Origin of the sequence: Paenibacillus sophorae, assembly GCF_018966525.1 — a bacterium.
Classification (GTDB): domain Bacteria; phylum Bacillota; class Bacilli; order Paenibacillales; family Paenibacillaceae; genus Paenibacillus_AQ; species Paenibacillus_AQ sophorae.
The window spans coordinates 3,425,090-3,438,335 of sequence record NZ_CP076607.1; the positions used below are offsets into that span (position 1 = coordinate 3,425,090).

Annotated in this window: 15 protein-coding genes; 12 read left to right on the forward strand and 3 right to left on the reverse strand. The window is 52.7% G+C overall.

Annotation, left to right across the window (positions count from 1 at the left end):
- Positions 1–62 precede the first annotated feature (62 nt).
- The 7 genes from rpiA (at position 63) to KP014_RS16195 (ending at position 6,683) form a co-directional block, all read left to right on the forward strand.
- On the forward strand, positions 63–740 hold the full coding sequence (gene rpiA / locus KP014_RS16165; protein ID WP_036593228.1) for a ribose-5-phosphate isomerase RpiA: 678 nt from the start codon (positions 63–65) through the stop codon (positions 738–740).
- Between the two features lie 2 nt (positions 741–742).
- Positions 743–1,198, forward strand: a complete 456-nt coding sequence (locus tag KP014_RS16170; protein WP_036593229.1) for a VanZ family protein — start codon at positions 743–745, stop codon at positions 1,196–1,198.
- Between the two features lie 6 nt (positions 1,199–1,204).
- A complete protein-coding gene (locus KP014_RS16175; RefSeq protein ID WP_090833925.1) occupies positions 1,205–1,645 on the forward strand; it encodes a GNAT family N-acetyltransferase in 441 nt (146 codons plus the stop codon).
- 158 nt (positions 1,646–1,803) lie between these two features.
- The gene (locus tag KP014_RS16180; RefSeq protein ID WP_036603833.1) at positions 1,804–2,256 is read left to right on the forward strand and encodes a MarR family winged helix-turn-helix transcriptional regulator; all 453 of its coding nucleotides are present in this window, start codon (positions 1,804–1,806) and stop codon (positions 2,254–2,256) included.
- On the forward strand, positions 2,253–5,414 hold the full coding sequence (locus KP014_RS16185) for an MMPL/RND family transporter (RefSeq protein WP_090833926.1): 3,162 nt from the start codon (positions 2,253–2,255) through the stop codon (positions 5,412–5,414). Before KP014_RS16180 ends, KP014_RS16185 begins: the two co-directional genes overlap by 4 nt.
- Before the next feature lie 199 nt (positions 5,415–5,613).
- Complete coding sequence (locus tag KP014_RS16190) at positions 5,614–5,958, forward strand: PadR family transcriptional regulator (protein ID WP_036595892.1); 345 nt, start codon at positions 5,614–5,616, stop codon at positions 5,956–5,958.
- Positions 5,955–6,683: a hypothetical protein gene (locus KP014_RS16195; protein WP_090833927.1), complete on the forward strand. Its 729-nt coding sequence runs from the start codon at positions 5,955–5,957 to the stop codon at positions 6,681–6,683. The genes KP014_RS16190 and KP014_RS16195 overlap by 4 nt, the downstream gene beginning before the upstream one ends.
- 98 nt (positions 6,684–6,781) lie before the next feature.
- Here KP014_RS16195 and KP014_RS16200 read toward each other — a convergent pair whose 3' ends face one another.
- The gene (locus KP014_RS16200) at positions 6,782–7,453 is read right to left on the reverse strand and encodes a tetratricopeptide repeat protein (protein WP_036590706.1); all 672 of its coding nucleotides are present in this window, start codon (positions 7,451–7,453) and stop codon (positions 6,782–6,784) included.
- A 636-nt stretch (positions 7,454–8,089) separates the two neighbouring features.
- Here KP014_RS16200 and KP014_RS16205 point away from each other — a divergent pair.
- The 3 genes from KP014_RS16205 to KP014_RS16215 all read left to right on the forward strand — a co-directional run bounded on the left by KP014_RS16205 (position 8,090) and on the right by KP014_RS16215 (position 9,657).
- Entirely contained in the window at positions 8,090–8,608 is a 519-nt protein-coding gene (locus KP014_RS16205; RefSeq protein WP_036590709.1) for an RCC1 domain-containing protein, read from the forward strand.
- Positions 8,517–9,317, forward strand: coding sequence for a hypothetical protein (locus KP014_RS16210; RefSeq protein ID WP_139210566.1), 801 nt, complete (start codon positions 8,517–8,519; stop codon positions 9,315–9,317). The genes KP014_RS16205 and KP014_RS16210 overlap by 92 nt, the downstream gene beginning before the upstream one ends.
- 169 nt (positions 9,318–9,486) lie before the next feature.
- Positions 9,487–9,657, forward strand: a complete 171-nt coding sequence (locus tag KP014_RS16215; protein ID WP_175491810.1) for a hypothetical protein — start codon at positions 9,487–9,489, stop codon at positions 9,655–9,657.
- A 100-nt stretch (positions 9,658–9,757) separates the two neighbouring features.
- Here the strand turns inward: KP014_RS16215 and KP014_RS16220 are convergent, their stop codons facing one another.
- Positions 9,758–9,967 carry a hypothetical protein gene (locus KP014_RS16220; protein WP_036590714.1) on the reverse strand — a complete coding sequence of 70 codons (210 nt, stop codon included), beginning with the start codon at positions 9,965–9,967 and terminating at the stop codon, positions 9,758–9,760.
- 222 nt (positions 9,968–10,189) lie between these two features.
- On the opposite strand from KP014_RS16220, the gene psiE reads away from it, so the two are divergent.
- Entirely contained in the window at positions 10,190–10,597 is a 408-nt protein-coding gene (psiE, locus tag KP014_RS16225; protein ID WP_036590718.1) for a phosphate-starvation-inducible protein PsiE, read from the forward strand.
- A 91-nt stretch (positions 10,598–10,688) separates the two neighbouring features.
- On the opposite strand, the gene KP014_RS16230 is transcribed toward psiE, so the two are convergent.
- The gene (locus KP014_RS16230) at positions 10,689–12,020 is read right to left on the reverse strand and encodes a DUF2252 domain-containing protein (RefSeq protein WP_036590721.1); all 1,332 of its coding nucleotides are present in this window, start codon (positions 12,018–12,020) and stop codon (positions 10,689–10,691) included.
- A 242-nt stretch (positions 12,021–12,262) separates the two neighbouring features.
- Here KP014_RS16230 and KP014_RS16235 point away from each other — a divergent pair, with 242 nt between their 5' ends.
- Complete coding sequence (locus KP014_RS16235) at positions 12,263–13,207, forward strand: nucleoside hydrolase (RefSeq protein ID WP_090833928.1); 945 nt, start codon at positions 12,263–12,265, stop codon at positions 13,205–13,207.
- Positions 13,208–13,246: the final 39 nt, after the last annotated feature.

Sequence of the window (13,246 nt, forward strand, 5' to 3'; positions counted from 1 at the left end):
TGATGAAATTAGGCAATACTCAGATACTAAACTATTATAACGGCAAATAGGGGTGTAACCAAATGAACGCGAAGCAGTTGGCGGCGGAAGCGGCGGTTGAATATATACAGGACGGTATGAAGGTCGGACTCGGCACGGGGTCCACGGCCTATTGGGCAATCCGCAAGCTGGGCGAACGCGTCGCCGAAGGATTGAAGATAACTGCAGTCGCGACTTCACGCGCTTCGGAGCAGCAGGCAAGAGAGCTTGGCATCCCGCTCGTGTCTTTTGGCGAGATTGACCGTCTGGACGTAACTATCGACGGCGCGGACGAACTGGACGGAGAGCTTCAGCTCATCAAAGGCGGAGGCGGAGCGCTGCTGCGGGAGAAGATTGTAGCAAAAGGCAGCGACCGGATGATTGTAATCGCCGATGAGAGCAAGGTGGTCCGGACGCTTGGGAAATTTCCGCTGCCGGTGGAAATCGTGCCGTTTGCCTGGGAATGGACTGTCGCGGATCTGGCAAAGCTCGGCTGCGTTCCGGAGCTTCGGCGCGACGGGGGAGACTTATATAAGAGTGACAATGGAAATTACATAGCAGACTGCCGGTTTGAAATCATTGAATCTGCTCCCGAGCTGGCTCTGGCTCTTCAGTCCATTCCAGGTGTTGTTGAGCATGGCCTGTTTATTGGGATAGCGGATATGGCGATAGTCGGAAAAAGCGACGGAAGTCTGCAAATCATCAATAGCGGAACAGCATAAGCATGTTCATCTCTTATAAAGTCTGGATAAGGAGGGCCGCGACAGCATGCCTCATCGTCTATTCCGCCTGCCTGCTTTACTGGATGTTCCTCGGCTTTGGCCGAACTGCGCGCTATAGCCAGCCCATGCAATACAGTCTTGTTCCGCTAAGAACGATATGGTATTATCTTTCGGCTGGCGGTAAAATGCCATTATCCGTACGGCTGGTCAACCTGCTGGGCAACGTCGCCGTCTTCATTCCTTTTGGCATACTGATGCCTGCGGTCACTGGCCGGCTGCGTTCGGCCGCTGGTCTGGCCGTCCTGTTTATCCCGTGCATTACTGCGCTTGAGATTCTGCAAATGCTACTGCGCGCCGGGAGCTTTGATGTCGATGACATTCTGCTCAATCTGCTGGGAGTGTGGACCGGCTTCGGACTGCTGCGGCTGCCTTGCATAATGAAAAGAAGGAGATTGTGAATAGAGATGCTTACCGATATTAAATCCAGGCTGGATTCTATTGAGGTGGAAGAATTATTGTCTTACGCCGTCATATCCGATCCCGGAGAACTCGAATCGGCCCGTGCGGAATACAGGGCTGAAGCAGCCCTCCAACTGTATGGCTGGGAGGATGAGGAACTGCTGGTCGGCCTGATCGGCTTTGAAGAGACCGAGGACGGCTCTATCGATATCCGGCACATTGCCGTGCTCCCGGAGAACCGCGGAAAAGGTTATGCTCGCGGTATGATTTTGGAGCTGCTGACAGCCCGCAATCCCCGGTATGTGATCGCTGAAACCGAGGACGCGACGGTGGCTGATTTTTACCGCAGTCTGGGCTTTATGGTGTACTCTCTGGGAGAGACCGGTTCCGGTATCGAGCTGCTTCGCTGCGTTTACGAGGTGGAGGATTCGGAGGACGAAGAATAAGGTTTTAGGGGACTTCCCGCATGTCATCGACGATGGCCGGCGGGAAGTCCCTTTTTGTGTCCGGATAGGACTGCGCTTGACTTTTCCAGCTGATCGAAATATAGTTTTACAATAAAACTATTCTACAAGCGAACTATTATCGGGAGGAGGCGATTATTTTGAACGACGAGGCCAAACAGTGGATTAATCGCTATATCGACGCCTATCAGATTGTTACCCGGCGAATCAACGCCCGGATGAGAGAAAGCTTTGACCTGGGTCTGACGAGCGAACAGTTCCAGATTCTCAGGTTGATTGACGGGCAGCCCGGCTGCACCTCGACTTATCTGTCGGAAGCTTTATGCGTGGGCAAAAGTTCCATTACCGCAATGATCAACCGGCTGGCGGAGGCGGGCATCATTGAGCGGACCCGGGACGAGAACGACCGGCGGCTCGTTTATCTGGCGATCAGTGAGAATGGACGCGCCATATATGAAACAGCGGAAGAAAAGGTGCTGGAGGTCATCTCTCCCTATTTAATGAACTTCGATAAGGACAAGATCGAGCAGTTTATCACCATGTTCGAGAGATTGGCGCAATTAATGCAGGACCCGGGAGGAAGAAACGAATGAGAGGTATTTTGAAAGCAAGATGGGTGATTATTGCGGTGTGGCTCGCAGCGGCTGTGGTTCTGGTCATGACCGCTCCGTCGTTCCCCGATCTGGTTCGGGAAAAAGGCCAAGTTTCGGTTCCCCCGGGTTACACGTCCTCTAGAGCATCCGAGATTCTGCAGGAAGTGTCCAACGCCAAAGGCGGAGAAACGCTTCACCAGGTAGCGCTTGTATTCAACAGGCCGCAGGGAATTGGCAAGGAGGAGACGGAGAGCATCCGCCAAGGAGTGGAGAAGCTTAGCGAGAACAAGGAGTCGCTCAGTGTGGAGAGCATTACGGACCCTTTTTCCCAGGAGGCCTTAAAGGATGTCCTGATTGCCAAGAACGGCAAGACGATTATGGTTGCTCTGTCGGTAAAGGGCGGGGATGATGTCGTCAAGGCGCTGCCTGAGAAGGTGGATGCGCTGCTGAAAGACGTGGACACCGATCATTACCTGACCAGCGAAGGCTTGATTACCGAGGATACGATCCTTAGCTCCGAAACGGGGCTCAAGAAGTCGGAATACATTACCGTCGTCTTTATTCTGCTGATCTTGTTCGTTGTGTTCCGTTCATTCGTGGCTCCGTTCGTGCCGCTGCTGACTGTGGGGCTCAGCTATATCGCTTCGCAGTCGATCGTGGCGTTTCTTGTGGACCGGTTCGATTTCCCGATCTCCACATTCACGCAAATCTTCATGGTGGCGGTCATGTTCGGTATCGGGACGGATTACTGCATCCTGCTGATCAGCCGGTTTAAAGAAGAACTGGCCGCCTCGGAGGATACTCAATCCGCCATTATTGAGACGTACCGCAAGGCGGGCGGAACGGTGTTCTATTCCGGCCTGGCCGTATTTGTCGGCTTCGTCGTCATCGGTCTGTCTAAATTCATTCTATACCGTTCGGCCGTGGCGGTCGCCGTCGGAATCGCGGTTATGCTGATTGCGCTTATTACGGTGGTGCCATTCTTTATGGCGGTGCTGGGCAAGAAGCTGTTCTGGCCGTCACGCGGCAGTCTGGAGCACAGTGAAAGCCGGATTTGGGGCGCGGCAGGTTCTTTTTCCTTAAAAAGACCTTGGGCGGCGCTGCTGATTGTGGCGGCCGTCGTGCTTCCTTTTCTGCTGACCTACAGCGGCAAGCTGTCGTTCAACAGCCTGGAGGAAATCGGCGACCGTTACGCATCGGTCAAAGGCTTCAATATTATCGCGGACAGCTTCGGCCCGGGCGAATCGATGCCGGGCAAGATTGTGATCAAGAACGATGACCGCATGGACAACGCGGAATACATGGGGCTCGCCGAGAAAATCAGCCGCGAGGTTGAGCAGGTCGACGGAGTGAAGACAGTCCGCAGCATGACCCGTCCGGCTGGCGAGCAGATCAACGATTTCCTGATCCCGACGCAGGTCGGAACATTGTCGGAAGGGCTGGACAAGAGCAGCGAGGGCCTGGATAAAATCCAGAGCGGCTTGTCGGATGCCAGCAACCAGCTCAAGCAGAATGAACCGAAGCTGACAGAGGCCGCTTCCGGAGCGGAACAGCTCGTAAGCGGTACGGCGGATCTGAAATCGGGTATTACCGCGCTGGGAGACGGTCTGACCCGCATCCAGAAAGGCATTGAGAGCGGATCGGCGGGAGCGGGCGAGATCAAGAGCGGACTTGAGCAGGCCGCGGCGAGCGCGCAACAGCTGGCGGATGCCCACAAAAAGCTGCTGGCCGGATATAAGCAGATTGGCGGAGGTCTGGATGCGCTGGACGGCGGCATCGGTCAGATTCAGCAGCAGCTGTCCGGCGTAGCGGCGGCGCTGAACGGGCTCGGTTCGAACTTTACCGGTCTGGAGGGAAGCCACCCCGAGCTGCTGCAGGACGCGGACTATCAGACCATCAAAGGGACGGTTACCCAGACCGGTGAAGGAGCGGCCAAGCTTGCAGCCGGGCTCGGACAAATCTCGGAGCAGCTGAAAGGCGCCGCGGCGGGGCTGGACCAAGCCAACGCAGGCTATGCCAAGGCTGCTGCCGGGCAGGATGCGCTGGCGCAGGGGCTGCAGAAGCTGGTATCCGGCATCGCACAGCTGGAGTCCGGTCTGAATCAGGCAGCCAGCGGGCAGGCTCAAATTGTCGGCAAGATTCCATCCATTACAAGCGGGCTTGACGAGCTGCAGGGCGGACAGCGGCAGCTTGCGGATGGCTTCGGTGAGCTGAGCGGTCAGATCGGCGAGCTCACGAAGGGTCTCAGCGACAGTGCGAAAGGTCTGGAACAGATTACAAGCGGTCTCGGCTCCGCTCAGGATTATCTGAGTCAGGTTCAGGCCGCCGGAGACGACGAGCTGAGCGGTTTCTTCATTCCGACGGAAGCGCTGGAGTCGGATGATATCAAGCAGGTCTTCGATAATTATTTGTCGGGCGACCGCAAGGTGATGACAATAGACGTTGTTTTTGCCGACAATCCGTACAGTACCGCTGCCATCGATAAGGTGGACGATATCCAGGCGGCGGTAGACCGGGCAGTCAAGGGCACGAAGCTTGAAAATGCGGAAGTGGCCATGAGCGGGGTAACTAGCACCTTCAGCGACCTGCAGGCCATTTCCAATGCGGACTATTCACGGACGGTTATGCTGATGCTGGGCGGTATTTTCATCATTCTGGTCTTTTTGCTCCGCTCTGTCATCATGCCGGTCTACCTGATCCTGTCACTTGTGCTGACCTACTTTACGGCGATGGGTGTAACGGAAGCGATCTTTGTCAATCTGCTGGGATATTCGGGAATTACATGGACGACTCCGTTCTTCAGCTTCGTCATGCTAATCGCCCTTGGCGTCGATTACAGCATCTTCCTGATGGCGCGGTTTAACGAGACTCAAACCTGGGATGTCAAGGACGCCATACTGCACGCGATGCGGAATATGGGCACTGTCATTTTGTCGGCGGTCATCATTCTCGGGGGTACATTCGCTTCGATGTATCCTTCGGGCGTGCTGTCAATGATGCAGATTGCCACCGTCGTGCTGTCGGGTCTTGCGCTGTATGCGCTCCTGTTCCTGCCGTTCTTCGTGCCTGTCATGGTAAAAATGTTCGGCAGAGCCAACTGGTGGCCGTTCGGAGTAAAGGAGCCGGAGGCAGCGGCGGACCGAAATATCCAGATGTAACATTAGCGCCAGTCAAAATTCTGTTGCCCGCCGCCTGTTTAAGCGGCGGGATTCAGCCAGCCTTCGGGCTGGCTTTTTTCATTGCATCCGCTTGTTCAAATGTTCATTTACACTCCGGAAATTGCATATTGACATTGAAATAAATTGAATGCAGACTATACTTAGTAATACTAAATAATAAGGTTAGCAAGGTGATGTGATGAGCGATCCGGCAAGCCAGCTTAAGAAGGGGGTTCTTGAGATCCTGGTATTGCATCTGCTTAGCCGTGGAAATCTGTACGGATACCAGTTGATCAGCGAATTGGATGAAAGAAGCGGCGGTTATTTCAAGCTTAAAGAAGGGACCCTGTACCCGGTTCTGTACCGGCTGGAAGATTCCAGTCTAGTGGAGAGCTATTGGGAGCAGGACACAGGCAAGCGCGGAGTCCGCCGCAAATACTACCGGATCACCGCAGCGGGTAAAGTTTGGCTGCAGGAAATGACCGGAGAGCTTGCGCTGTTTTATCATTCCATTTACAAGATTATGGGAGATGAGAGTTTATGAGCCAAAGATTGAAGCTCTATGTTAGCGAAGTAATGGCGGGAATTGATGCGGACCCTGTAACGAAACGAAGAATTGCGGAAGATTTGCTGACTACATTAAATGAAAGGTCGGAGCGCAGCAGCGTCGGCCGGGTGCTGGCCGAGTCGGGAGCGCCCGGGGAAATGGCCCGTGATTATATGGACGGATTGTACGGAATCGGGGCCGGGCCGGGGTCTGATGGTAATCAATTTCCTGACGATGATCTCGGCATAGATTCCGGCGATTATTACGAATACAAATCCTCGTTAACGGTTCTTGATCTGCCTTTGGTGCATATTAAGCTCCGCAGACGGGGCTGGTTCTTTGGGGGGGCGCCTGCGGTCGCCAAAGGAATCATTGCTATTGGCGATGTGGCGCTCGGCGCTTTTGCCGTCGGAGGGATAGCGGCAGGCGGAATCAGTATCGGAGGTTTGTCTGCCGGGGTCCTTGCGTTGGGAGGAGCCGCAGCCGGGGCCGTTGCGACCGGAGGAGCTGCCGTAGGCCTCCTTGCTGTCGGCGGAGTAGCGGTGGGGAAGATAGCGCTGGGGGGCCTCGCCATCGGCAAGATCGCCATCGGAGGCAGCGTAATCGGAAAGTATACCTTAAGCGCAGCCGATCCCGGGGGATTCTCGCTGGAGCAGTTCCGCAGGCTGCTGGAGGAAGCCTTTCCAGGTGTGGCCAGGTGGCTGCGCAGCTTTAAATCATAGCCGGTATGGCTGATGACGAACAAGAACCTCCGCAAATGCCTCAGGCGAGGCAGCGGAGGTTCTTGTGTGTTGTAACGGATTGATCAACGGATTAAGGACTAGCTTATTCTTCCGAAGAAGCTGCGCAGCGCCCAGCCGCGCTCTTGACGCTTCTTGTATTTCGGCAGCGAACGGTAGACGGCGACGGACTCGGCAAAAGCCTGCTTCGCTTCGGCACTCTGGCCGAGCGCCTTGTACATCGAGCCGAGCAAATAATACGCTTCACTGGAGGAAGACTGAATCTCCTTGAACTCGTGCAAATAATGGAGCGATTTATCGCGGTCACTCTGCCGGAAGCCCTCCGCAAGCCGGAGATAGGGCTGTCCGTACTGCACTCTCTGGTTGATCTCCAGTCCGCGAAGCATCTGGCTTTCCCCTTCTGCGAGCTGCCCAAGCTTAATATTCGCATATCCGAGATCGACCCAATATTCGGCGGACTGCTCGTAGCGGTCCCCTATTTGCAGCAGAAGCTCTTGCGCTTCCCGGAATTTCTTGCGTTCGGCCAATAGACGGGCCAGCTCGAACTTGGAAGAAACATCATTGGGGTTAAGCGAGATTTGCGTGCGGAGTCTGGAGCTCTGTCTTGCTCTGCGAAAAGGACGGGCGATACTCGGGAAGATCCCCACATAACGGCGGTCGATAAAATACAGCACCGCAAGCAGGATAATCAGCGCGAGAAACGGATTCCCCACCAAATTCCACAGAAGCATAAAACCGATAAATTTAACCATGATTTCCCTCCAAAAAATAGTGATGCCGGTTTACCTGCGATAGGCAATAATTCACATCATTATATCATCCTTTTCAGCGGCAGAAAATGGTAACCGTAATTGCGGCCATAGCTTCGATTCCAACTGCAGCGGGGAGCGATGAGTAGAATAATGCAGAAAACCTGAAACGGTACATCTTTTTATCGTCTTCAACACTCTAATGAATAACATACCTGAGAAAGTGCAGTTTTTTGCCCCGTTCAATCCTCATTTCAGTCAGCACAGTTACATATGCCTGTAAGATGGCAGGAATTCCCTGCTCACAATCGCTTTCGATGAAAAAACCTGTACTATAGCTGTTTTGCAAGACACTGCACATAGAATAACGACCAACTTGACATCATCCCGGTTACTCCACCCTTAGTTGTTTCCGGTTAGGACCTCTACTCATACAAATGTACCATCTTATCTTGTGAAAACTTACCCTCAAAAAAATCCGAATCCCATTGCCCTGATCATTGATCGTAGTTCATTTGTCGGCTCCTGATGAGCCGAAAGAACGGTTTTGCGCTGAATCGGGAAACTTGTTCCGCTTCGCCGCGTCTACAGATTAAAGCAACTCCTGCTGCAATGGCGTAAAGGAGGGAAGAGAGACAGATGTTTATAAAGAATCGGATGAAACATCTGTCAGGTCTGCTGCTCGCCTCTGCCGTAATATTTTCCGCATTGCCGGTTTCTACGGAGGCGGCGCAGGTTCAGGCGTACTCCCCGGCAAAGCTGTCAGGGATCAAGGAAATTGCGGCTGAGCCCGGATTTTGGGGCGGCAGCGCCTTTGCTCTTGGTATAGACGGCACAGTCTGGTCATGGGGAAGCAATTATTCCGGTCAATTTGCGAACGGAACCGCAGGGCCGGCGAATTGGAGCAATGCGCCGCATAGAGTCGCCGGACTTGAAGGCACGAAGAAGCTTGTCCTTGGAGGAAATTACTATATGGCGCTCAATCAGAACGGTACCGTGAAGGCATGGGGTGCTGTTCTGCGTACCGGAGAATGTGCAGAGCGTTGTGATCGGAGAACGCGGCATCTTGGCATTAACGAAGAGCGGGACGGTCTGGGCATCGTTAAGTGCGGAGGATGCGGCTCTGAACCGGTTGAAGAAAGTGCCAGGACTATCTGAAATAGTATCGATCCAGACCGGTTACGGCTTCAACCTTGTGAAGAATGGAAAAGGCGAATACCGGCTCTGGGAAGCGGGGACGAACCAGAAGTCACTGCAGAAAGTGACCGCCTTAAGCGGTATTTCCCGGCTGACGCTAAATTTCGGAGGGCTTGCGGCGGTCAGGAAGGACGGCTCGCTGTGGACCTGGAAACGGGATTACTTATCTGACAAGCTGGCCTTTACGAGACCCCGTCAAATGAAGGGGGTTTACGAGCCTGTCTCCTTCGCGGAAGGTGAGAACAGCCGCTACGCCGTACTTGCGGATGGAACGGCAATGTCCTGGGGAACGAATCTGTTCGGTCAGCTAGGTATTGGCGTGAACGAATCGCGTCCTTTTACGGCTTCACCGATTGTAAAGCCAGTTTCGCTTCGGGTAGGCGGTGTACTGCTGAATCCAACACAGCCGCCCCTCTATAGGGACGGAAAGGTGTTCGTTCCGCTTCGTAACGTCGCTGATGGGCTGGGTCTTACGGTCAAAGCCGCAAATGACGGATCTATTGCCCTAACAGGGCATGGTCGGAGCGTCGTTGTGCCGGCCGCCGGGTCCTTTAAGGTCAGCTATACGCTGCTTGTTCCGGCAGGAAAGCTGGCGCAAAGCCTTGGTTCTTCGCTTAAATGGGACAGCAAAAGCTATGAAATTTCCTTTACTAATACCGGCGCCCAGTAACCGACTAACCGCCCAGGAAAGAGGGTCTAGGACTCGCGGACAGGCTGCAATACGGTGTCTGTGACTATGCAACTATTTTTCCGGATATGCATTAAAAATGTTTAGGATTGGAAATAATCGGGTAATAACAACGCAAGCAGGGAGCGATTATCAAAGGAGGTCGACGGCAATGAACCTATCGGTACATAACATTACGGCATTCAATCAGCAGTATTTCAGACCGCATCCATCTGTCGCCCAAAAGCGGGAAATCATCAATGATAAAAGCCAAAGCTTTCAGGACATCCTCAATGAGAAGATGCGCTCTGGCGGGGCAGATTTGAATAAGAATAATCGGTAAACTCAAATAAATAGGCCGGCGACCCGCTGTGATGGCGGACCGTCGGCTTTTTGCTGTCCAGCGCATCATTCGCAGACTGCGGGCCTCTTTCCTACATAATCTACCTTACCTCGAAGAACTCGCAGTCTCTTCTCGAGTAATAGGTCAGGTCGCTGACTCTTGACTGGATGATAACGTCCGTATCCGTGAAACGGATCACCGTCGCACCTGAATTGATCAAGTGGTCGTTCTGGAACACGCGGACGGGCAGCTGCCGTTCCATCGCTTCCTGAAAGTCGTGGTCGGTGATCAAAGGTCGATTAATCGGCATAAATAAAGTTCCCCTTTTGACGTGATAATGAGCATTTGAAAGGTACAACCAGTATATCTTCGAACCGTCCGCAATGCCAGTTTGCCTGTAAACCGCGCTGCATCCGCCAGAGAAAAATTGGATATCAAAAGCCCTCACCTCATTCCGCGTGTGAACATAAACTTGCTTTGAAAACGAAATCTCCTTTATACTTGTGGAAACTTTCAGGCGGGAGGTGATCTTGTGAAGACAAAAAATAATATCGCGTACATTCCTATTATTCTGCAATGGGCACTGAATGCGGCGCTAGTCGTATTAGCGATTATCCTTGTCATCCTTCTCGGCAAGGAGACGATTTATATTTTCGGCTTCATCAACGATGGCGAGCATCTGACCAAACTGGACTTGCTGGAGGCTCTGCTGATTTATTTTTTGTATTTCGAGTTCATTGCCCTGATAATCAAGTACTTTGAAGCGCATTATCATTTTCCGCTCCGCTACTTCGTCTATATCGGCATTACGGCGATGATCCGTCTGATTATTGTCGACCATGAAAGTCCGTCGGACACACTGATCTACTCCGGCGCGATCCTGGTGCTGGTGGTCACGCTGTATATTGCCAACAGCAAACTCCTTAAGCGAGAGAGCTGACAAGACGCTTATAAACGCCGCATATTTGTAACAGAACGCTTACCGGAGCTGGTATGCGTTCTGTTTTTTTGTATTCCAATTCGCTACACGATCAATAGCCGCCTGCTTCCGCCCATTCCTTGAACAGCTCGAAATCTATCTCTACCTGGTCGGCATAGGCGGAGGCCCAATGCGACAGATGGCGGGCGGGGAGATCGGGGTCAGGTCCCATTGCTCTGGCAATTTCTTTTTCGCTGTGATAGGGGAGGAGACCTTTGTTCACATCGGCGTCCGCCCTGGCGTGCATCTTGGCCGTAAGCCGGGCCATTAGAATGAGTGTGCGCTCCATGTCCTCGAACGATTCGATATCCTCCAGCTTAATTCTTTTTTTGTAGGGCGAACGCTCTCTGACATAGAAATGTCTGTCATCCATGGTGAAGAAGCCGAGGTAAGGGTCGGCTTTATGATGCATGGCCTGCTGTGTTGCCGTGACACGCTTGCCCTGATGCCCGAAATAATGCCAGAAGGACTCTGAATAGGGCATGAAATAAGCCGGAACCGGGACGCGCACCTCTTTGGCCTCCAGAACCGCGTCCTCCGCGCCCTTTTGTCCTTCACCCTCGATCAAAATATAATAGCGGTCCAATCCGATCGATGCCGTCCCTGAACCGTGCTTCACCGCGATATCCTTGATTTTGTAATGTTCGGGAGCCTTTTTTCGGGAATTCAGCGTGTCTTGATAGAACGGCCAAGCATGCTCCAGCATCTCCTGTTCGGCCGCGCCGGGCACTTTCAGTTCCTCCGTTTCAAGGAATATCCGGTCATCCTGCATTAGCGAGGTCACTTTGTCCAGAAAATGTGCCGCCTTGCGCTTCTCCAGCTTCTTCAGCAGCTTCTTGACCGGTCCTTTGGCCGAATCCTCATCTATGATGAATTTGCCCGGATCATCCTTTTCATCACTAAAGGCCTGAATCTGTCTGTAATATTCCTTAATATACGTTTCAACGCAGTCCCATTGGTCTTCAAGGGTGTAGCCGAGCTCCCGGCAGACTAGCGAAATGCTGACGGACATCCGCAGGAGGTCGTAGAGGTAGGAGCCCACATAGCCTTCGTCAAAATCATTGACATCATAGACCAGATTTCCGTCTTCGCTCCGAAAAGCGCCGAAATTCTCGAAATGCAGGTCTCCCTGAATCCAGGTAGGGCGCTCCGGAGAGGAGTGGTAGGGGAAATACTGGCGTGTAGCGTCAAAATAGAACAAATATGCGCTTCCCCGAAAAAAAGAGAAAGGACTGAGCAGCATTTTGTTGTATTTTTCCGCTCGATTGACGGCATCAAGCTTCATAATCTTACCGTCAAACTCATTAAAAACTGAGATTAGCGCTTGCTGCCGCAGCTTTGTGCGTGTGCGAATGACTCCCTCGGTGATGTTTTTGTCGATCATGCGGGACCTCCCTGACAGTAGTTTGAATCTATCGTATCCTTTTTGTTTTTATTTCGCAAAAAGATAGTAGGTGCTATATAAGCTCACATGTATTTGGTTTTTAAGCAAAATAGTTTATAAACTATTCGTTCCTTGCTATAATAGGCTTCGATTGAGCAAAAATTCATAGAGATAACTGTAGTAAATGTCACATTTTATTACAGGAGAGATGCTGATATTAATCGGATGGAGTGGAGAAATACATGGATAAACGTAAAATGCTGATGATTGATACCGATACAGCCGGCGATGATTGCACCGCTCTGCTGCTGGCGCTTCGCTGGCCGGGAGTGGAAGTTAAGGCCATCACGACGGTTGCGGGCAACATTCCGCTGTCTTTGTGTACGCGCAATGCGCTGACCACGCTGGAAACGGCGGAGCGTCCCGATGTGCCGGTCTATCCCGGCGCGGTTAAACCGCTGATGCGGGGGCTGTTCACAGCCGAGCATGTTCATGGCCCTGACGGGATGGGCGGCTCGAACTTTCCCGAGCCTTCGCTCAAGCCCCTGGAGGAGCATGCGGCCAACGCGATTGTCCGGCTGATCAATGAGTATCCGGGTGAAATCGAGATGATCGCGCAGGCGCCGCTGACAAATCTGGCGCTTGCCTATTCGCTTGATCCGTCCATTGCCGGAAAGCTGAAGCATCTTTGGGTGATGGGCGGAGCGAATAATTATATAGGCAATGACAGCCCGGCGGCGGAATTCAATTTCCTCGTCGATCCTGAAGCGGCGCATATCGTTGTTCATGCCGGTTTCAATCTGACGATGGTCGGCTGGGATGTGTGCCACCGGCTGCCGGTCATGGCGGAGGAGCATCTCCGCTTGATCGAGGCCATGGATACCGAGTTCGCCCGTTTCTACATGAAGGTGCTGCGGACCAATATGGAACGGGGGCTTAAGCAGTACGGATATCGCCGGCTGTCCCATCCGGATACGCTTACGGTAGCCATGGCTATCGACAACCGGGTCATGGCCCGGTCAAAGCGCTTCTATATTGATGTAGAACATAAGAGCGAGTTGACCAAAGGCTACAGCCTTGTCGACCAGAACAATATTCTAAAAAAAGAGCCGAATGCCGAGGTGTGTCTTGAGGCGGACCTTGAGCTGTTCCGGGAGATGGTATTTTCGCTGCTGAAGCAGCGGTGATATATAAATAACTAGGAATCTTAGCTTCCAAATTCTCTC

Coding starts and splice junctions, on each gene's coding strand:
- KP014_RS16170 (WP_036593229.1), top strand. CDS start 743: ATGTTCATCTCTTATAAAGTCTGGATAAGGAGGGCCGCGACAGCATGC.
- KP014_RS16235 (WP_090833928.1), top strand. CDS start 12,263: ATGGATAAACGTAAAATGCTGATGATTGATACCGATACAGCCGGCGAT.
- KP014_RS16175 (WP_090833925.1), top strand. CDS start 1,205: ATGCTTACCGATATTAAATCCAGGCTGGATTCTATTGAGGTGGAAGAA.
- KP014_RS16190 (WP_036595892.1), top strand. CDS start 5,614: ATGAGCGATCCGGCAAGCCAGCTTAAGAAGGGGGTTCTTGAGATCCTG.
- KP014_RS16230 (WP_036590721.1), bottom strand. CDS start 12,020: ATGATCGACAAAAACATCACCGAGGGAGTCATTCGCACACGCACAAAG.
- KP014_RS16195 (WP_090833927.1), top strand. CDS start 5,955: ATGAGCCAAAGATTGAAGCTCTATGTTAGCGAAGTAATGGCGGGAATT.
- rpiA (WP_036593228.1), top strand. CDS start 63: ATGAACGCGAAGCAGTTGGCGGCGGAAGCGGCGGTTGAATATATACAG.
- KP014_RS16200 (WP_036590706.1), bottom strand. CDS start 7,453: ATGGTTAAATTTATCGGTTTTATGCTTCTGTGGAATTTGGTGGGGAAT.
- KP014_RS16220 (WP_036590714.1), bottom strand. CDS start 9,967: ATGCCGATTAATCGACCTTTGATCACCGACCACGACTTTCAGGAAGCG.
- KP014_RS16215 (WP_175491810.1), top strand. CDS start 9,487: ATGAACCTATCGGTACATAACATTACGGCATTCAATCAGCAGTATTTC.
- KP014_RS16185 (WP_090833926.1), top strand. CDS start 2,253: ATGAGAGGTATTTTGAAAGCAAGATGGGTGATTATTGCGGTGTGGCTC.
- KP014_RS16205 (WP_036590709.1), top strand. CDS start 8,090: ATGTTTATAAAGAATCGGATGAAACATCTGTCAGGTCTGCTGCTCGCC.